This is a genomic window from Sorangium sp. So ce302, assembly GCF_051530145.1.
GTDB classification, from domain to species: Bacteria; Myxococcota_A; Polyangia; order Polyangiales; family Polyangiaceae; genus Sorangium; species Sorangium cellulosum_B.
Genome location: NZ_CP150326.1, coordinates 7,622,395 through 7,639,733 on the forward strand (window position 1 = coordinate 7,622,395; position 17,339 = coordinate 7,639,733).

Below are 17,339 nucleotides of genomic sequence, written 5' to 3' on the forward strand. Positions count from 1 at the left end.
GGGTTCACCGCCGCTCGCTGTCCAGGCGCCGCATCTGCTCCGCGCCGCAGCGATCGGCGGAGATCGCCGCCAGCGCCTCGAGCAACGCCAGGTCGTCCCTCGAGAGCGGCCGCTTGAGCGCGGCGAACGCATCGTCGAGCTGCGCACGGGTCTTCGCCCCGATCACGGGACGAACTCCGGCTGCCGCGCGAGCACCCACGCGATCGCGAGCTGTCCGGCCGCCGCGCGCCTCCCGTCGAACCCTCGCGTCGTCATGTAGCGGTAGTTAGCAAGGCGAGGCACACTCAGGCGCTCCCTGAAGCGGGACACACGTCTCCGGGTCTCCGCGGTGATCCGCCGCATTTCTGCCCTTGCATGGCCATCCACGATGGCTGATAAAGGGAGGCTGGTCGGGGTCGGGGGAGATGGGCTTGGCTGAATGGCGTTCACACTCCGCTGCATCGACGTCTCGGACTGGAAGACCTTTGGGCTGCTCCAGCTCGTGATCGACACCATCCCGGATCCCATCTTCGTCAAAGATCGGCAACATCGCTGGATCGCCTGCAATCCGGGCTTCTGCAGGTTGATCGGGCAGCGCTACGACGATCTGATAGGCCGCAGCGACCCGGACTACTGGCCGAAGGAGCAGGCCGAGGTCTTCTGGAGCTACGACGACGTCGTCTTCAACTCGGGTGAGCCTAGCGAGAACGAGGAGAGCGCCACGGGCTCGGACGGGGTGGCGCGCACGATCTGGACCCGCAAGTTCCCCATGAAGAACGCTCAGGGGGAGGTGGTCGGCCTGTGCGGGCTCATCACGGACATCACCGACCTGAAGCAGCGGCACATGGAGGCCGAGCGGATGGCGGCCGAGAACCGGGAGCAGCGCGCGATCATCCAGATGCAGGCGGAGCTGCTCGATCGGGTGGCCATGCCGGTCATCCAGGTCTGGGAGGGGATCCTGCTCATCCCGCTGGTCGGCGAGATGAGCGATCGGCGCGCGGCCCAGGCGCTGGAGAGCCTGCTCGCGGCCATCGGGCAGCGGCGCGCGGAGTTCGTGATCCTCGACATCACCGGCGTGCCGGTGATCGACTCCGCCGTGGCGCGCCACCTGGTGCGCGCCGTGCAGGCGGCAGAGCTGCTCGGCTGCCGGAGCGTGATGGTGGGCATCGGCCCGGAGATCGCCAGGACGCTGGTCGGGCTGGGCATCGACTTCGGCCGGATCACCACGCAAGGCACGCTCCAGAGCGGGCTCGCCTACGCGATGAGCCGCCTCAGCGCGCAGCGCGCGGCCGCCCGCTGAGCCCGGGGGCACGCCCCGCCAGCTCGGGCGTCGCCGGCGCAGGCGTCGCCGGCGCACGCAGGGCGAGGCCGGCGCCGCGCCGGCTCATGGCGCCGGAGCGTCGAGCGCCCGGATGCGACGGACCGAGTCGGCCAGCGTGATGCCATCGATCTCGGCCGTCTCCCAGTGGGTGACCACATAGGTGGGCTCGAGCAGCTCGCCCGCGGCGTCGATCCCCGCGAGGTGGGCCGGGCTCATGACGAACTCGTACATCGCGTCGGTCGAGGCCCACACGGCCAGCGTGCGCCCGGAGCCGCAGGACGGCGACTGGCCCAGCTGGAGGGCCAGGAGGCCGGGCTGCGACGCGAGCTGCCCCTGGATCGCCCCGAAGATCGGCACGTATCGCTCCATCACGGCGTCGCCCGGCCGTGGGACCCCGTACGTCGCGCTGACCGTGTACGACGACCCCTCCGGCGGCGGCCGGAGCTTCCCGGTCTCCGGATCGACGCCGGGCCCGCTCAGCGGCTCTGCCTCCAGATCGGCTTCGAGCACGCCCCCCGTGCACTCGGGGAGGGGGGCGTCGGTCGTCTTCCCGCCGGAATCGGAGCTGCACCCCGACAGGATCGCGCCGAGCGCCGCGATGACGGCGGCGGCGAGCGCGCCCGAGGATCGCGCGTTCGTCGCGCTCGGCATCTTGTCGAATCCACGTGTCGTCATGGTCATGGTCCTCTCTGCTCTGTCCGTTGCCGGAGGCTCTGTCCGTTGTCGGGGGCTCAGTCAGCGCGCGAGACGATCCCGAAGACGAGGTCCGGGAACGTCCGCGCGAGGCGGCGTGAGTGGAAATTCGCCTTGCGGCCCATGCTCCGCACCTGCACCGGGGTGCCGGGCGGCGGCGCGTCGCCGACGGTGACAGCCCATGTGAGGTTCTCGCCGGTGCGCACGGCGACATAGGTGTACGAGCCGGCCGGGAGTCGCTCCTCGACCAGGCCGGCGATGGGCGCCCGGTCGGCGGCGTCGCGGGAGAGCTGGCCGAGCGGGTTCCCGGCCGCCGCGTCGAGCGGCCCGGCGGCCACAGAGGGCCTGTCGAGCCGCCACGCGAGCACGACGAAGAGCGCCGCGAAGACCGTGAGGCCGAGGAGCGGCTTCACGAGCCGGCGCCGGGCGGATCGCGGCGCGGAGCTCCGCGCCGCGCGGGCCGAGGAGACGAGCGTCATCTGTGGCTCCTTGCGAGCACGCCTCGGGCCTCCCTCCGTGGGGGCGCCGCGGCGTGACTGGATGGACCTCAGTTCCCGGACGCTCGCGGAACGTTCAATCGACGCTGCTCTTTCGCCCACGGCGGCCCGAGCAGCCGCGGCGCGCGGCGCGACGGCCCCCCGGGGTCGCCCTCCCCCGGAGCCCCGTCGCGCCCCGAGGTTGCGGGGGCGCCCGTGGCTGCCTAGCCTGCGCAGCCCCGATGACATCGACGTTCATTCGACCTGCCGCCGAGTCCGACCTGCCTCACCTACCCGAGATCGAGCGCTCGGCGGGCCTCGCGTTCCGGAGGACGGACCTCGACCTCGAGGCCCTGGCGAACGTGACGCCGGCGGAGGGCTGGCGCGGCGCGCTCCGGGCCGGGACGCTCTGGGTGACCGACGACGGCGCCGGCGAGCCGGTCGCGTTCCTGGGCGCCGAGGCGGCCGGCGACGAGCTCCACATCCGCGAGCTCGCCGTCGTCCTCGACCGCCAGGGGCGAGGGCTGGGGCGTCGCCTGCTCGCCCACGTCATCGCGTGGGCGCGGGCCGCGAGGCTGAAGGCGCTGACGCTGACCACCTTCCGGACCGTCCCCTGGAACGGGCCGTTCTACGCCTCGATGGGCTTCCGCGAGCTGTCGCCGGCCGAGGCGTCCCCGCGGCTCGCGGAGATCCTCGAGAACGAGGCGCGCCAGGGCCTCGACCCGACGCAGCGCTGCGCCATGCGGCTCGACCTCGATCGCGGCGACAGCGCTTCGTAACGGCTCCTGGCCAACGCGGTCCACGCCGCGATCGGGCCTTTGAACGGACTGAGCGCCTCCGCGGACGGCCTTCTTGGGGTGGAGCGAGCCGCCATGATAGGGCTCGATCCATGAGCACCGCGTGGGACTGGGTCGTTCCGATTCGACAGAAGCACTTCGGCGAGCCGCTCGGAGGCCTCTACCCGCTCGAGCGCCTCGCCGACGGCGAGGCCTACTGGGCGCTGCACAAAGCCGAGCTGCTCCGCCATTTCCCGCCCGAGGTGTTCTTCAACCTCGGGGCGCTGTCCGGCGAGGAGGGCGAGCGCGCCCGCGCCCGCCTCACGGCGTCGGAGGGAGCCGACCGCCTCGCAGACTTCTGGGCGGTGCGCGACGGCGAGGCGGTCGTGGCCATGTTCTCGGGCCACCAGAGGGACGCAGAGACCTACCGCATGTGGCACTCGGCCGTTCACCCCGACTACCGCCGGCGCGGCCTGTACCGGGAGTTCCTCCGCCGGGTCCTCGCCTACACGCGAGAGCTCGGCTTCGACTACGTGGTCAGCGAGCACGCCCCTGGCAACAACGCGGTGCTCATCGCCAAGCTGAAAGCAGGGTTCCGCATCGTCGCCATGGATATCGACGCCGCCACGGGCGCCAGCCTGAACCTCAGGTACTTCCATAACGAGGCGCACCTCAGGGTCTATGAGTTCCGCTGCGGCCTGGCCACGCTCGACGAGCGCCTCCTCGCGGCCGGCACCGGCGCGATGCCGCTCTTGCTGGAGCAGCTCCGGCGCGGATCGGGCGCCGACCCGAAAACATAACGCATCGAGACAACCCAGCCTCCCGACAGGCCGGCTGCGTCGTGAACGAGGGAGCGAGATCGGGCCAGGATCCTCGCGGAGCTCGGAATCAGGGCGACGCGCACGACGCGCGTCCGCGCCGGCCGAGTCCGCCATCGCGCCCCGCGCAGGTGCCACGGCACATTCGCACCGTTCGTCCGCCTTGCCTCACGCTCCAGTGAGAGTGCATCCTTCACGCGCATGCTGCCTGGCAGGCTGCTGGACGGCCGCTTCGAGCTGGCGGAGATCGCCGGATCCGGAGGCATGGGCACCGTTTACCGGGCCTTCGATCGCTCGAGCGGGACGGTGGTCGCCGTCAAGCTGCTGCGCAGGGCGGCGGACGCGCGCGCGCAGGCGCGTTTTCTCCGCGAGGCAGAGACGCTCTCCCGGCTGGAGCACCCCCACATCGTGCGGTACGCGACGCACGGCATGGCGCCGACGGGGGAGCTGTACCTCGCGATGGAGTGGCTCTCCGGCGAGAGCCTCTCGGATCGGCTGGCGCGGCAGGAGCTGCGCATCGACGAGTCGATCGCCCTCGTGAGGACGGTGGCAGACGCGCTCGGCGCGGCGCACGCGCGCGGGATCGTGCACCGCGACATCAAGCCCAGCAACCTCTTCCTGGTCGAAGGCGCGCTCGATCGGGTCAAGCTCCTCGACTTCGGCATCGCGCAGCTGGCGGACGCCTCGAAGCGGCTGACGCGGACGGCGGCGGTGCTGGGCACGCTGGGCTACATGGCGCCGGAGCAGGCGCGGGGCGAGCGGGACAGCCTGGACGCGCGCGCGGACATCTTCTCGCTCGGATGCGTGCTCTACGAGTGCCTCACCGGGAAGCCGGCGTTCCGCAAGCAACACCCGATGGCGCTCGTGTGGAAGCTGCTCCTGGAGGAGCCGCCGAGGGCGAGGGAGCTGCGGCCCGACGTGCCCCACGCGCTCGACGAGCTCGTCGCGCAGATGCTGGCCAAGGATCCCTCGGCGCGGCCCGAGGACGGCGCGGCCGTGGCGCGCACCCTGGACACGCTCGGCGCCTGGACGAGGAGCAAGGTGTCCTCGGCCCCCCTTCCCGGCGCGGTCATCACCACGGGCGAGAAGCGCCTGGTCTCGATGGTGGCGGTCCGGCCGGCGCAAGCCTCGTTCTTCGAGTCGACAGAGTCGCTCGATCTGCACGCGTCACCGCCGAACACGCTCGCCGTGGTGCGCCGCGCGGCGATGCCGCTGAGCGCGCAGGTGGAGGAGCTCGGCGACGAGATCGTGGTGACGCTCGTGGCGAGCGCGGGCAACGCGACCGACCAGGCGGCGCTCGTGGCGCGCTGCGCGCTCGAGATCTGCGCGCAGCTCCCCGGCGCGGCGGTCGTGCTGGTGACGGGGTGGGGCGAGCCGGCGGGTCGATCGCCGCTCAGCGAGGTGCTGGACAGGGCGGCCGCCCTGCTCGACGAGGCCGCCGCGACCGGCCGCGCGGAGAGCCGGCGCGAGGGGGTCCACATCGACGCGGTGACGCGCGCGCTGCTCGACGTGCGCTTCGAGGTCGTGGAGCGGGGCGGGCTCTCCTGGCTCAAGGCGGAGCGCGAGATCGGCGAGGGGCCGCGCAAGCTCCTGGGCAAGCCGAGCCCCCACGTCGGGCGCGAGCGGGAGCTGCGCCACCTGCTCGACCTCGTCGACGAGAGCTTCGCCGAGCGGCGCGCCGCGGTGGCGCTGGTGACCGCCGCGGCGGGCATGGGCAAATCGCGCCTGCGCCACGAGGCCGTCGAGGTGCTGCGCCAGCGCCACCCCGACGTGAGCCTGAGCGTCGTCCGCGGCGACTCCATCGGCACGGGCGCCGCGTTCGCGATGCTCGCCGGGTCGCTGCGGGGCGCGCTCGGGATCGCCGCGGGCGAGGCCGTCGACGCGCGGCGACGGAAGCTCGCGCAGGCCCTCGCGCCGCTCTTCTCGGGCGAGGAAGGGCTACGGGTGGGCGGGTTCCTGGGCGAGCTGCTCGGCGTCGCCCCCCTCCCCGACGAGGACCTGCCGGCGCTGCGGGCCGCGCGGCACAATCCGGCGCTGATGGCCGAGGGGATCCAGCGCGCGTACCTCGACTACGCGCGCGCCGTGACGGCCGCGCGCCCCGTGCTCGTCGTGCTCGAGGATCTCCACTGGGGGGACGCGCCCTCGATGGGGATCTTCGACCGGGCGCTGCGGGAGCTCGGCGACCGGCCGTACGCGCTGCTCGCCTTCGCCCGGCCCGAGGTTCACGCGGCCTTCCCGAGGCTCTGGGCCGAGCGGGGCCTCTCGGAGCTCCGGTTGCGCGAGCTGCCCGCCCGCGCGGCCGAGCAGCTCGTGCGGAGCGCGCTCGGCGGCGCGGGCAGGCAGCTCGCGCCCGGGGAGATCTCCGCGCTCATCCAGCGGGCCGGTGGCAACGCCTTCTATCTCGAGGAGCTCATCCGGGCCCTTTCGGAAGGGCGCGGCGGCGCGCTGCCGGAGACGGTGCTGGGCATGGCGGAGGCGCGCCTCGCGGCGCTCGGGCCCGAGGCGCGGCGGCAGCTGCGGGCGGCGAGCGTCTTCGGGGAGGTCGCCTGGGTGGGCGGCGTGCGCGCGTTGCTCGGCGCCGGGACGTCGGGGACGAGCGAGCGTGACGCGTGGGCCGAGCTGGTCGAGCGCGAGATCATCGAGCGCCGGCCGAGCTCCCGGTTCGCGGGCGAGGAGGAGATCGCCTTCTGCCACCCGCTCTTGCGGGAGGGGGCCTACGCGATGCTGACGGATCGCGACCGGGCGCTCGGCCACCGGCTCGCCGGCGAGTGGCTGCTCGAGGCCGGCGAGCAGGATCCGATGGTGCTGGCCGACCACTTCGCGCGGGGCGACGACCCCGCGCGCGCCGCGGAGCAGCACCTGCGCGCGGCAGAGCTGGCCAGCTGGCCGAGCGCTACCTGAGCCGACGCCAGCGCGACGTCGCCGTCATCGATGCGCCGCGTCCCCGCGCGCGCGGGCGATCGTGTGGATGAGCTCGCGCGCGTCGAACGGCTTGTGCAGGCACGCGTACCCGCCCTTGCTCATGATCGCGCTGACCATCTCCGGGACCGCGTGGCCGGTCATGGCGATCACCGTGACGCGCTTCTTCAGCCCCCGCATCTGCGCGCACGTCGTCACGCCGTCCTGATCGGGCATGACGAGATCGAGCACGCAGACGTCGATGCCTCGCTCGACGACGTACTGGACGGCGGCCCGCCCATCGTGGACGGCGTGGGCCGACAGCCCCGCGGCCCGGAGCACCGCCACGATCGAGTCGGCGACCTTCGGGATGTCGTCCACCACGAGGACGGCCGGCGAGTCCACCGCGCGAGCGACGATGCGCGCGAGGTGGTCCATCGAGAACGGCTTGTGGATCACCGTGTACACGCCCTCGGCGATCGCCTCCTCGATGAGCCTCTCGAGCGCGAACGCGGTCATCAGCACGACGGTGAGCTCCGGCTGGATCCTCTTGAGCTCCCGGAACGTCTCGACGCCGTTGAGCCCGGGCATGCGGATGTCGCTGATGACCAGCGTGAACGCCTGCTGCCGGACGAGCTCGAGCGCGTGGATGCCGTCCCTCGCCTCCACCACCTCGTAGCCCTCGAGCTCGAGGCTGGCGGCGAGCGTGATGCGCATGCCCTCCTCGTCGTCGATCACGAGCACCCGCTTGCCCCGCTGCGCGGCCTCCTGCACCTGCATGGCTTGCCCCCCCGTCATACGCCCTGAGTTCCGGTCGGCGTCAGCGCTGGCTCCGCGGCCTCCGGCTCCTCGCGCACCGGCAGCCGCACGACGAAGGTCGTGCCGTTGCCGAGCGAGCTCATCGCCTCGATCGCGCCGCCGTGCCGCTCCACGATCCCGGCGCTGATCGCCAGGCCGAGGCCCGTCCCCTTCAGCTTGGTGCTGAACAGCGGCTCGAAGATCCGCGCGAGCGTCTCCTCGGAGATGCCCGTCCCATCGTCGACGACCGAGAGCGTCACCCCGTCGCCCGTCCGCTCCGCGGCGATGCGCACGCGCCCCTCGCGCTCGGCCGGGATCGCCTCGGCCGCGTTCTGGATCAGGTTCACGAGCACCTGCCGGAACTGGTCCTTGTCGATCTCCACGACAGGGAGCGTGTCCGGTACGTCGTTGTCGACGCGCACGCGCGGCGGGACCTCGACGACCGAGATGGCGTCGTCCACGAGCGGCCTCAGCGCGCACGCCGCGAAGCGCGGCCGCCGCTCGCGCGCGAAGTCGAGCAGGTTGTCGATGATCTTGGCGCACGCCGCGAGCTCTTTCTCGATGATCGAGAGGAACTGCGCCACGCGGGGCTCCGCGCCGAGCTCGGTCCCTACAATCCGCTTCTTGAGGTAATGGTTCGCGTTCCGGACGGCGCCGAGCGGGTTCCTCAGGTCGTGCCCGACGCTCGCCGCGAGCTGCCCCACCGCCGCGAGCTTCTCCATGCGCATCCTGGCCTCCTGGGCGTCGCGGAGGCTGGAGGCCATCTCGTTGAACGCCGCGCTCATGCGACCGAACTCGTGCTCATCGAGCACCGAGAGGCGCAGCCCGAGATCCCCCTGGGCGATCCGCCGGGAGCCGTCGAGCAGCGAGTTGAAGCCGCGGTCCACCGAGCGGAGGAGCCGCCCGAGCAGCACGACGAGGACGAGCAGCGCGCCGCCGGTCGCCGCCGCGCCGAGCAACGCCACCCGCGCCCGGAGGTGGCGCTCGTCGTCGAGGATCCTGGCCACGTCGCGCTCCGCGTCGTGCACGGCCGCGCTGATGTGCGGGAGGAACTCCGACTTGTACTCGCGGTCGGCGAGCTGCACGAGCATCTCGTGCCGCTCGTTCGTGCGCTCGCGCTCGACATGGGTCGCGGCCGCCACGCCTTCGACGATCCGCGCAAAGCTCGCTCGCATGAGGCCGATGTGCTCGATCTCCTCCGTCGATTCCTCGTCGCTCTCCCTGATCTCCTCGTCGGCGATCATCGCCCTCTTGCGCGCCTCGATGGCGTCGAGATCGCGCGACGTGGCCTCGGCCGCGCTCGTGAGCTCCGCGTTGAGGCTGCCGTGGAGCACCGACTTGACCGCCTCGTTCATGTAGCGGCTGGCGTTGCTGGCGAGGGTGACGTGCAGCTTCAGGTCGTCGTAGGACGCCTCGGCGCGCCGCTGAAAGACGAGCATCTCCGCGATGGCGAAGTAGAAGGCGCCGCCGGCGACGAGGACCGCCGCCAGCGCGACGCCGAAGATGGCGGCCAGTGTGGCTCGAATGCTCATGGGGAGCGGCTCCTGCTTGCGTGCTTCACGTGGTCGTCGCCGTCGCCCGCGAGCTCGAACTCCCTCGTGACGAGGAGCATGAGCCCGGCGTCGGGCGTCTCCCCCGCGAGGCCGAGCTCGAGCGCGGCGCCGAGCTCCAGGCCGGGCGCCGGGTGCCAGAGCACGCCGGGCGCGAGGAGCAGCGACGTCGTGTCTTCGATCTCGGCGGCGAGCTCGAGGGTCGGCACCACGTCGCCGAGCGGCAGGATCACGCCCAGCGAGGCGCCGGGGCTGAGCTCCGTGGCGTCGCTCCCGGCGGCCGGGAGCCGGATCTCGGCCGACGCGGAGATGCCCACGTGCACGCGCCCGATCGCCTTGTCGAGGCTCACGAACGGCTCCAGCGCGTAACCCGGCGCGCCGAGCTCGCGCGCGCCGGCGGGGAGCGCGGCCCCGAGCCCCGCGGACAGCGCGAGCCCGAGCCCCCGCTCGTTGACGAGGTTGTACAGGGCCTCCAGCTCGACAGAGCCGAGCCCGGCCACGACGCCGCTGTCCTGGCGCGCGAGCTCCAGGGGAAGCTCTCCCCCGATCTGCAGACGATCGGTGATCCCGAGCTCCAGCAGCAGCGGGATGCGGAAGCCGACCTGGCGCCCGTCGCGTTCCCACCTCGGCGCGCTCGTGATCTGCAGCTCGAGCGCCTCCTGCGGAAAGGCCGTCTCGCCAAGGAACAGCTCCTCGATCGGCGGCCGCGCCGCCTCGTCTTCTGCCTCCGTCCGCTCCGGCTCCGCGGGCGCGGCCGCCGTCGACGCGAGCAGGAGCGAGACCAGCGAGACCAGCGAGGCCCGCGGGCGCGCCCGCCGCGCGGACGGCACGGCCGCCGGCTCCCGGGCCGCCGGCGCGCGCCCTGGGGGCGGACCGCTCACGCTCACGGCGCCGGCTCCGATCCGGCGTCGCGGAGCACCGGCGCGGCGGCGAGCGGCAGCGCGATGACGACCGACGAGCCGTGCGCCCGAGGCTCGACGGCGAGCGACCCGCTGTAGCGACGGGCGACCCGCCTCGCGATGTTCAGCCCCAGGCCGGAGTGACCCGGCTTGGTCGTGTAGAACGGCCGCAGGATCGCCTCGCTGTCCGCCTCGCAGGGGACAGCCGCCGCGTCCGTGACCTCGATGCAGTACCGCGCGGCGCTCGAGGTGCCCCGAACCGTGACCACGCCGTCCCCCGGCGTCGACTCCACGGCGCTCTCGATCAGGCACCGCACCGCGACGGCGAGCTCGATCGGGTCCGCCTCGACGTCGCCGTCCTGAGCCGAGAGGACGATGCGGGCCCCGGACGCGCCGATGCGCGCGCACGCCGCCGCGCGGCGCACGCAGCCCGCCGCGCTCACGCACACGCTCCTGCGCGTGAAGAGCCTCGCGGCGTCGACCGACTCCTCGAGCCGCGCGCTCGCCGCGACCACCTCCTCGTCGATGATCCCGAAGAACTCCTCGATCCTCGGATCCGCCGCGTAGGCCGCGTCACGCGCGACCTTCCGCTTGATGTAGAACGACGCATTCCGGACGATCGCAAAGCGGTTGCGCAGGTCGTGACGCAGCACGGACAGGATCTCGTCCGCGACCGCGGCCTGCTCCGCCGCACCCAGGGGATCCCAGCTGTTCATGCCGATCCTCGCTCCTCGGCCCTCGCGCGCAGCGCGGCTCGCCCGTCGCCGCCAGCGAGGAGCACTCGAACCCCTCTCTGCACCATCGCGCCGACGCCGCCGTCGCCTCGACCGTGGGAGAGCTTGGAATGAGTTCTTAAAAACACTGACACAAGCGCCGTCTCCCTGGGGCCATCGCGCGCCCGAGCCTCGCACCGCTGCGTCGCGGGCGCACAAGAGCACGCCTGGACGATCCGCGTCATCGGTCACGTCTACAACAAGTCTACAGGTCTGGTGCGACGCCACCCCTCAACCAGCGTCACCCTTGATAAACATACGTGACAAAGTTTGTGTCAGTCAACGGCATAATAATGCCCTTCACAGCACATCTCCGTTCAACGGATTTCCGTCCACCTTCCGCCCTCATGCTTCTTGCGCTGCGCTGCCCTGCCCTGCATCACCGTGATTGCCCTGGTCGCACAGCCAACTGGCCAATCCGTCGCCGGACATCGCCGTGTGTCGTGAACGAACCGCCGCGGGTCTCCTCTCCACGAGCGTGGCGTCGGTGCGGCGGGTGGACAGGCGGGCGCGCTCGCGCCGGCGCTCGCGTCGGCCTCGATTCTGCCACTGCTTCACATTTGCGATGGGTGTGCTCCGGAGCGCACCCCGGCACGCAGATCCGAAAAAAAAACTCCTGTCCGTGATTGGTTGGGAGCCGTTCCCGACACAGTGACGCGAGCCGTGCTCGCCCCCCGTCACCCCCGCCGCTCGCCTCGCCGGCGTTGCCTTACCGCTCGCGGCGCGCCCTGCGCCCGCAGCGGTGCGCGCTCGGTCGAGGTGCCGGCCCGGCACCTCGACCGAGCGTGCCCTGGCGGCCTGCGGGACCGGGAGGCGAAGGGCCAGCGCCATCCGGCGTGGATGGGCTGATGCTCGTGTCGTGACTGGAGGAAAGGCATGTTCATGGACTGGAACGTTCGATCGGCCGCGCGCGCGCGCGGCCGGATGCTTGCCCGGGTGTCCTGTCTCGCGCTGCTCACCGCCGCCTGCTCCCCTGATCCGGAGACGGCCGCGGGCGGCGCCGGCGGAAGCGGGGGGGCGGGCGGCGCGGGCGGGAGCTCCCAACCGGAAGGGAGCAGCTCGAGCGCGAGCGCGGGCAGCACCGCGATCTCGGCCGGCTCCACGGGCGGCGCAGGGGCCGGGGGCGACGCGCCCGCCGGCTCGGGAGGCTCGGCGGGATCTTCAGGTGGGCCGAGCGGCAGCGGCGGCGCGGGCGACGGCGGCGCGGGCGGCGCGGGGCCGCTGCCGGACATCACGATCTGGATCGCGGGGGACTCCACGGTCGCCAACGGGCAGACCCCCTGCCCGGCGGGCTGGGGCGGCCAGTTCGCGGCGCTCTTCGACGACCGGGTCACCGTGGTGAACAGCGCCGTCGGCGGCCGCAGCGTGCGCACGTGGCTCTACAACGTGCAGACCACCATGGATAGCGCGGGGGAGTGCGAGCTCGCGCGCGACTCGAGCGGCGAGCCCGTGCTGCAGGCCAGGTGGGTCCAGATGCTCGACGGCATGAAGCGGGGCGATTATCTGTTCATCCAGTTCGGCATCAACGACGGCTCGCGCACGTGCGATCGGCACGTGGGGCTCGACGCCTTCAAGTCGAGCTACGGGATGATGGCCCGCGCCGCCGAGGAGCGAGGCGCCCAGCCCGTGTTCGTGACCCCCGTGAGCGCGATCTCCTGCAGCGGGAGCACGGCCCGGGGGACGCGCGGCGGCTACGTGACCGCGACCCACGAGGCGGGCGAGGAGTACGGCGTGCCGGTCATCGACCTGCACGAGCTCAGCGTCGCGCTCTACGACGCCCTGGGCTTCTGCCCGGTCCCCGGGGGCGACGTGAGCGCGACGACCAGCGGCCCCGTAGGCGAGTTCTTCTGCGATGATCACACGCACTTCTCGCGCTCCGGCGCGGAGCAGATAGCGAAGGTCATGGCCGGCGCCGTCCGCGATCAGAAGCTCGGCCTGGCCGCGTACCTCGAGTGATCCGCGCCGGCGCGCGCCGGCCAGAGCTCACGAATGCTCGTCGTGCCCGCCTTCGTCACCGGCGTGTACCGCCGGAGGTAAAGGCCGCTACGGGCGTTTGGAGCCCTGCGGGAGCTTGGCGCCGTCGAGCTTGGCGCCGTCGAGCTTGGCGCCAGTGAGCTTCGCGTACTGCAGGTCCGCGTCGCGGAGGTCGGCGCCGCGGAGGTCGGCGCCGTCGAACTCGGCGCCGGTGAGCTCGGCGCCGGCCAACTTCGCCTCGCGGAGGTCGGCGTTCGAGAAGACGACGCGGCCGCAGCGAGCGCCCTCGAGATCCGCCCCGCGGAGGTCGGCGCGGCGGAAGACGCAGTCGTAGAGATCGACCCCCTCGAGGCACGCGTTCGAGAACTTCGCCTCTTCGAACGGGATCACCATGAGGTCTGCCTTGCGCAGGTCGGCTCCCGTGAGATCGATGCCCGAGAGCTGCACGAACCCGCCGCTCGACGTGCGCCAGCGCGACCGCCAGCGGTTCCAGCGCGCGATGCCGTCTTTGACCTCACCTCGCAGCATCGCGCGCGACTCTTCGAACGTAGGAAGCAGCATCTCGATGAGCTTCTTCTCGCTCAGCTTGATGACTTTGTCGCCCCTGGCGATGCGCGCGTCGATCTCGGTCTCCGCCTTCGACGGGACGTGCTTCACGTACGGAATACGCGCGCCGACGAAGTGCGTCGCGTCCTTCGCCTTCTTCGCGACCGTGCCGCCCAGCTCGAGCAGCATGTCTTCGCGGAACTCGCGCGACGTGCGCACATCCATCGCCGAGCTCTGGAATCTGCCTGCGTAGAGAATGCAACTCCCGGCGAGGCGCTCCTCGAACATGCCTTGCGGCTTCTTCTCCGCCAGCGGGGTGAAGCCGAGCTCGAAGGGAGTGACACGCTTCTTCGTGCCTTCGATCGCGCGGATGGCGAGGTTGCCGTGCCCGTCGATGTACGCGATCTCGGTTCCGTCCTCGGAGGCGGTGAGCGGGAGGATCTCGAAGCCGTGGAACTCGATGTCCTCCGGAGCCTCGGGCTCGTCGAGCCATTTGCCCTCCTCGGCGTCGGCCATCCTCGTACGGCCCGCGGAGTCGACGACGACCGCGCGGACATCGTCGACGAACGCGACCTGCCCGAGGCGCTTGTCTGGATGGGAGAGGGTAGCCGTCACCTCACCCGAACGCGGATCGATGAAGACGAGCGCGCTGTCCGACGAATGATTGCTGATGTCACGATCGATGCTGACGGCGATCCATCCGACGCGCGAGACGGCGACGCCGCCGCAGCGCTCGGGCGCACCGCTCTCCAGCTCGATCGCATGGACGGGTGTCTCCGGATCGTCGAGCCGCCAGATCCGGACCGCGTCGGACACCGAGACGGCCCAGGTGTCGTCGGACCCGAACGTGCAGGCCGACACCTTGGCGTCGTGCGAGAGCGTCGCGGTGCGGACGCCGCGCGCACGGTCCCAGAGCTCGACGTTCGACGCGACCACCGTCTCGCCGTCGGCCAGGAACGCGAGCCAGCGACAACCGGCCGGGCCCCCGTCCTGCTCGCCCGAGCCATAATCTTCCTGGAAGCGATGGGAGCCCAGGAGTCGCACGGGCTCGAGCGATGCGCCGTCCCAGAGGTGGACGTCGCCTTGTCCGTGGCCGCCGGCGAGCACGCTGCCCTCGGGTGAGAACGCGAGTACGAGGATCTTGGAGCTCTTTCGTTGGGCGAGCTCCTTCTTCGACTTGCGATCGAAGACGCGGACGATGCCCTTCTGTCCGCCGGTCGCGAACGTCGCTCCGTCGGGTGAGAAGGCAAACGCGAAGATCTCGCCTGCGGGCTCGCTCAGGTCGTGAAGTCGTTTGCCGGTACGCGCGTCGAGGACGTTGGCGACGGAGTCTCCTCCATAGGTCGCGACGATCGCACCGTCGGCGCTCACGGTCGCGAAGGCGAACTTCCTCGTCGCCTTCTCTCCGAGCTTCCACGAGAGCTCGCCGTCCTGGCCGAGGCGCGCGATGGATCCACGCGCCCACAGGAGAAGGTCGCCGTCAGGCAACGCGAAGACGCCAGTGAAGCGACCGGTCACTGTCTGCTCGTCGAGGACACGACCGTCGTCGATGGCGAAGCGATGCACCTTCGTGCGCTTCTCGCCGGTCACGAGAGCCACGAGCGCTCTGGAGTCCGGAGAAAAATCGAGACCAGTGAAGCTGCCGGACGCGTTGAAGCGGGTGGCCCCGAAGACCTGTCGGATCATCGAACCGAACCTTATTCGGATCCGTTGCCTTTCAGCGCTCCATCGGTCGTCATTCTCGGACGTGCGAGCCGGCGCGCGCACATGGGGTGACCATCGGGGCTCGACAGGCGTTGATGTCGCGGCCGAGCCCACCGCGATCGAGGACGAAGCGGCGTTCGGGCGACCAGCTACCGGTCCGGCCGCGGATCGAGTACTTGATCTCGGTGACGCGCCATCTGCTCGGCCTCTCCGCGCTGATCTCCGGTCTTGCCCTCGCCGGATGCAATGCGATCTCGGGTATTGGCAGCCTGACCTTCGACGGCGTGGACGCGAGCGGAGGAGGCGGCGCCCCGCCTGGCGATGGGGGTGGCGGGCCGGGCGGCGGCGGTGAGGCGGGCGGTGCGGGCGGCGGCGGCGGTGAGGCGGGCGGCGCGGGCGGCGGCGGCGGTGAGGCGGGCGGCGCGGGCGGCGGCGGCGGCGAGTGCGACGGGGAGCCGTGCCCGGCGCCGACAGGGGTCGACGTCGTGGACCAGACCTATACCGAGCTGCGCGGCAGCCCCGGTACGGCCACCCCTGCCATGGACCGGTGCCCGGAGAGCCAGGTGCTCCTCGGGTTTCGAGGGTCCCTGGGACCGCTGGGGGAGTCGCTCATCCATGCCAAGATCCAGGCGCAGTGCGGCCACCTGGAGCTCACGGGAGACGGCCCGTACACCATCACCATGATGCCCGGCGACGTGACCCCTTTCCAGGGCAGCGAGGGCACCGAGTCCTGGGAGATGGTGTGCCCGGAGAACGAGATGGTGGTGGGCTTCAGCGGTTGGTCTGGCAGGTACCTCGATCTCCTCTTCATCGCTTGTGCGCCGCTCCTCGTGACGGGACCTCCCGGCGATCTCCGCGTCGAGCTCGGCCCCGTCACGTGGCCGGACGGCGTGGGCGGCGACGGCGGCAGCGAGTTCCCGGACACCTTCTGCGGTGCAGACCAGGTCGCGAACCTCGTTCAGACCGTCGTCGAGGGCGGAGCCATCGGCGCCTTCGGCCTGGGCTGCACGACGCCCTCGCTCACGTACTGAGCCGCCCGCGCTTGCGCCGGGGGCGCGCTCTTCATGCGTCAGGTGCGAGAGCTCTTGCGATCCGACGGATCGCAACAGTTCGCCCCCGCGGAATCGCTCCGTCAGAACCCGATGTCCTCGCGGATGGCGACCACGATCTTGCAGTGGTTCACGAGATCGTCCGTCGTCTTGACCTCGGTCGTGTAGTTGAGACCGTACGGCCAGAAGTGCTGCGTGTCCGCGTGCACGACGTCGCTCTCGTTGCCCGTGATGGCCCTGAGCTGGCGCGTCGCCGCCTCGCCCGTGAAGACGCCATCCACCACCAGCGCGCCGAACTCGCGGCTGCCGACCCCCACGGTGTGACCGATCTCGTGCATCGCGGTGATGTAGTTCATGGAGCTCGTCGCGCCGAACCGGATGGACCCATTGACGTTGCCGTCGGCCGTCGCGACCGACGGCACGTAGGACACCGACAGGCGCTTCTCGATGCTCGTGTGACAGTTGTAGTACGACAGCGCCTCATCCATCGCGCTCGTGATGTTGTCGTACGCAGACTGCTGCTCCGCCGTCGGCGAGGCGACCTTCGCGAGCGTGTAGGTGATTCCCCCGGTCCCCGGGCAGCCGGCGCCCGCGCCGCCCGCGCCGCCGTCGCCCGCGCCGCCCGTGCCCGCTTCGCCCGCGCCCGCGCCGCCGTCGCCTGCGCCGCCGCCGCCCGCGCCGCCGCCGCCCGTGCCCGCTTCGCCCGCGCCCGCGCCGCCGCTCCCCGAGGCGCTGCCGCCCGTTCCACCGTCTCCGCCTCCGCCGGTCGCGCCGCCTCCCGAGGTGTGTCCGCCGGAAGCCGCGGCGCCGCCGCTCCCGCTGGCGACGCTGCCGGCGTCCGCCGGGCTGTCACCCGAGCCCGCGCACGCGACCGGACCAGCCGCCGCGAGCGCGAGCAGAACGATGTGGGTCGCCAGTTGCCTCAGCATGTTTCGTGCTCCTTCCACAAAGGATTGAAAAGCATTGAATCGTCGCTCACCGCCGAAGGAACGCTCTCGGCTCCCCGCGCGCGCCGAGCGCCGGCGAAGTCCGCGTCACCGCCCTCTCACCGGCCGTGCCAGAGGTCAACTCGCTGCTTTCCACCG

General features: G+C 71.7%; 15 protein-coding genes. 6 read left to right on the top strand and 9 right to left on the bottom strand.

Annotated elements, in window-relative coordinates; translation table 11 throughout:
- Positions 1-4: 4 nt before the first annotated feature.
- The gene (locus tag WME73_RS28820; RefSeq protein ID WP_437739596.1) at positions 5-166 is read right to left on the bottom strand and encodes a hypothetical protein; all 162 of its coding nucleotides are present in this window, start codon (positions 164-166) and stop codon (positions 5-7) included.
- 252 nt (positions 167-418) lie between these two features.
- Here WME73_RS28820 and WME73_RS28825 point away from each other — a divergent pair, with 252 nt between their 5' ends.
- On the top strand, positions 419-1,279 hold the full coding sequence (locus WME73_RS28825; protein ID WP_437293066.1) for a PAS domain-containing protein: 861 nt from the start codon (positions 419-421) through the stop codon (positions 1,277-1,279).
- Between the two features lie 84 nt (positions 1,280-1,363).
- Here WME73_RS28825 and WME73_RS28830 read toward each other — a convergent pair whose 3' ends face one another.
- Together WME73_RS28830 and WME73_RS28835 are read right to left on the bottom strand one after the other, a co-directional pair.
- On the bottom strand, positions 1,364-1,975 hold the full coding sequence (locus WME73_RS28830; RefSeq protein ID WP_437911612.1) for an antibiotic biosynthesis monooxygenase family protein: 612 nt from the start codon (positions 1,973-1,975) through the stop codon (positions 1,364-1,366).
- Between the two features lie 56 nt (positions 1,976-2,031).
- Positions 2,032-2,472 (bottom strand): hypothetical protein, encoded by a 441-nt coding sequence (locus WME73_RS28835; RefSeq protein WP_437739598.1) that lies wholly within the window; start codon positions 2,470-2,472, stop codon positions 2,032-2,034.
- A 239-nt stretch (positions 2,473-2,711) separates the two neighbouring features.
- Between WME73_RS28835 and WME73_RS28840 the strand changes: the two genes are divergently transcribed.
- The 3 genes from WME73_RS28840 to WME73_RS28850 all read left to right on the top strand — a co-directional run bounded on the left by WME73_RS28840 (position 2,712) and on the right by WME73_RS28850 (position 6,964).
- Positions 2,712-3,248, top strand: a complete 537-nt coding sequence (locus WME73_RS28840; RefSeq protein ID WP_437911613.1) for a GNAT family N-acetyltransferase — start codon at positions 2,712-2,714, stop codon at positions 3,246-3,248.
- 110 nt (positions 3,249-3,358) lie between these two features.
- Complete coding sequence (locus tag WME73_RS28845) at positions 3,359-4,045, top strand: GNAT family N-acetyltransferase (RefSeq protein WP_437739600.1); 687 nt, start codon at positions 3,359-3,361, stop codon at positions 4,043-4,045.
- Between the two features lie 219 nt (positions 4,046-4,264).
- Positions 4,265-6,964 carry a protein kinase domain-containing protein gene (locus tag WME73_RS28850; protein ID WP_437739601.1) on the top strand — a complete coding sequence of 900 codons (2,700 nt, stop codon included), beginning with the start codon at positions 4,265-4,267 and terminating at the stop codon, positions 6,962-6,964.
- Between the two features lie 24 nt (positions 6,965-6,988).
- Here the strand turns inward: WME73_RS28850 and WME73_RS28855 are convergent, their stop codons facing one another.
- Genes WME73_RS28855 through WME73_RS28870 form a run of 4 tightly spaced genes read right to left on the bottom strand, consistent with a single transcriptional unit; the run spans position 6,989 to position 10,924 of the window.
- A complete protein-coding gene (locus tag WME73_RS28855; RefSeq protein WP_437911614.1) occupies positions 6,989-7,741 on the bottom strand; it encodes a response regulator in 753 nt (250 codons plus the stop codon).
- A gap of 14 nt (positions 7,742-7,755) precedes the next feature.
- On the bottom strand, positions 7,756-9,291 hold the full coding sequence (locus tag WME73_RS28860; RefSeq protein ID WP_437911615.1) for a sensor histidine kinase: 1,536 nt from the start codon (positions 9,289-9,291) through the stop codon (positions 7,756-7,758).
- The gene (locus WME73_RS28865; protein ID WP_437911616.1) at positions 9,288-10,196 is read right to left on the bottom strand and encodes a hypothetical protein; all 909 of its coding nucleotides are present in this window, start codon (positions 10,194-10,196) and stop codon (positions 9,288-9,290) included. Before WME73_RS28865 ends, WME73_RS28860 begins: the two co-directional genes overlap by 4 nt.
- On the bottom strand, positions 10,193-10,924 hold the full coding sequence (locus WME73_RS28870; protein ID WP_437739605.1) for a sensor histidine kinase: 732 nt from the start codon (positions 10,922-10,924) through the stop codon (positions 10,193-10,195). Before WME73_RS28870 ends, WME73_RS28865 begins: the two co-directional genes overlap by 4 nt.
- Before the next feature lie 939 nt (positions 10,925-11,863).
- On the opposite strand from WME73_RS28870, the gene WME73_RS28875 reads away from it, so the two are divergent.
- Entirely contained in the window at positions 11,864-12,937 is a 1,074-nt protein-coding gene (locus WME73_RS28875) for a GDSL-type esterase/lipase family protein (RefSeq protein ID WP_437911617.1), read from the top strand.
- 87 nt (positions 12,938-13,024) lie between these two features.
- Here the strand turns inward: WME73_RS28875 and WME73_RS28880 are convergent, their stop codons facing one another.
- Positions 13,025-15,268 carry a pentapeptide repeat-containing protein gene (locus tag WME73_RS28880; protein ID WP_437911618.1) on the bottom strand — a complete coding sequence of 748 codons (2,244 nt, stop codon included), beginning with the start codon at positions 15,266-15,268 and terminating at the stop codon, positions 13,025-13,027.
- 122 nt (positions 15,269-15,390) lie between these two features.
- Between WME73_RS28880 and WME73_RS28885 the strand changes: the two genes are divergently transcribed.
- Positions 15,391-16,236, top strand: a complete 846-nt coding sequence (locus WME73_RS28885) for a hypothetical protein (RefSeq protein ID WP_437911619.1) — start codon at positions 15,391-15,393, stop codon at positions 16,234-16,236.
- A 101-nt stretch (positions 16,237-16,337) separates the two neighbouring features.
- Here the strand turns inward: WME73_RS28885 and WME73_RS28890 are convergent, their stop codons facing one another.
- On the bottom strand, positions 16,338-17,183 hold the full coding sequence (locus WME73_RS28890) for a hypothetical protein (protein WP_437739609.1): 846 nt from the start codon (positions 17,181-17,183) through the stop codon (positions 16,338-16,340).
- Positions 17,184-17,339 lie beyond the last annotated feature (156 nt).

Bases quoted from the DNA above. Each gene is read 5' to 3' on its own strand.
- WME73_RS28825 (WP_437293066.1), top strand. From the start codon at position 419: ATGGCGTTCACACTCCGCTGCATCGACGTCTCGGACTGGAAGACCTTT.
- WME73_RS28830 (WP_437911612.1), bottom strand. From the start codon at position 1,975: ATGACGACACGTGGATTCGACAAGATGCCGAGCGCGACGAACGCGCGA.
- WME73_RS28835 (WP_437739598.1), bottom strand. From the start codon at position 2,472: ATGACGCTCGTCTCCTCGGCCCGCGCGGCGCGGAGCTCCGCGCCGCGA.
- WME73_RS28840 (WP_437911613.1), top strand. From the start codon at position 2,712: ATGACATCGACGTTCATTCGACCTGCCGCCGAGTCCGACCTGCCTCAC.
- WME73_RS28845 (WP_437739600.1), top strand. From the start codon at position 3,359: ATGAGCACCGCGTGGGACTGGGTCGTTCCGATTCGACAGAAGCACTTC.
- WME73_RS28850 (WP_437739601.1), top strand. From the start codon at position 4,265: ATGCTGCCTGGCAGGCTGCTGGACGGCCGCTTCGAGCTGGCGGAGATC.
- WME73_RS28855 (WP_437911614.1), bottom strand. From the start codon at position 7,741: ATGCAGGTGCAGGAGGCCGCGCAGCGGGGCAAGCGGGTGCTCGTGATC.
- WME73_RS28860 (WP_437911615.1), bottom strand. From the start codon at position 9,291: ATGAGCATTCGAGCCACACTGGCCGCCATCTTCGGCGTCGCGCTGGCG.
- WME73_RS28870 (WP_437739605.1), bottom strand. From the start codon at position 10,924: ATGAACAGCTGGGATCCCCTGGGTGCGGCGGAGCAGGCCGCGGTCGCG.
- WME73_RS28875 (WP_437911617.1), top strand. From the start codon at position 11,864: ATGGACTGGAACGTTCGATCGGCCGCGCGCGCGCGCGGCCGGATGCTT.
- WME73_RS28890 (WP_437739609.1), bottom strand. From the start codon at position 17,183: ATGCTGAGGCAACTGGCGACCCACATCGTTCTGCTCGCGCTCGCGGCG.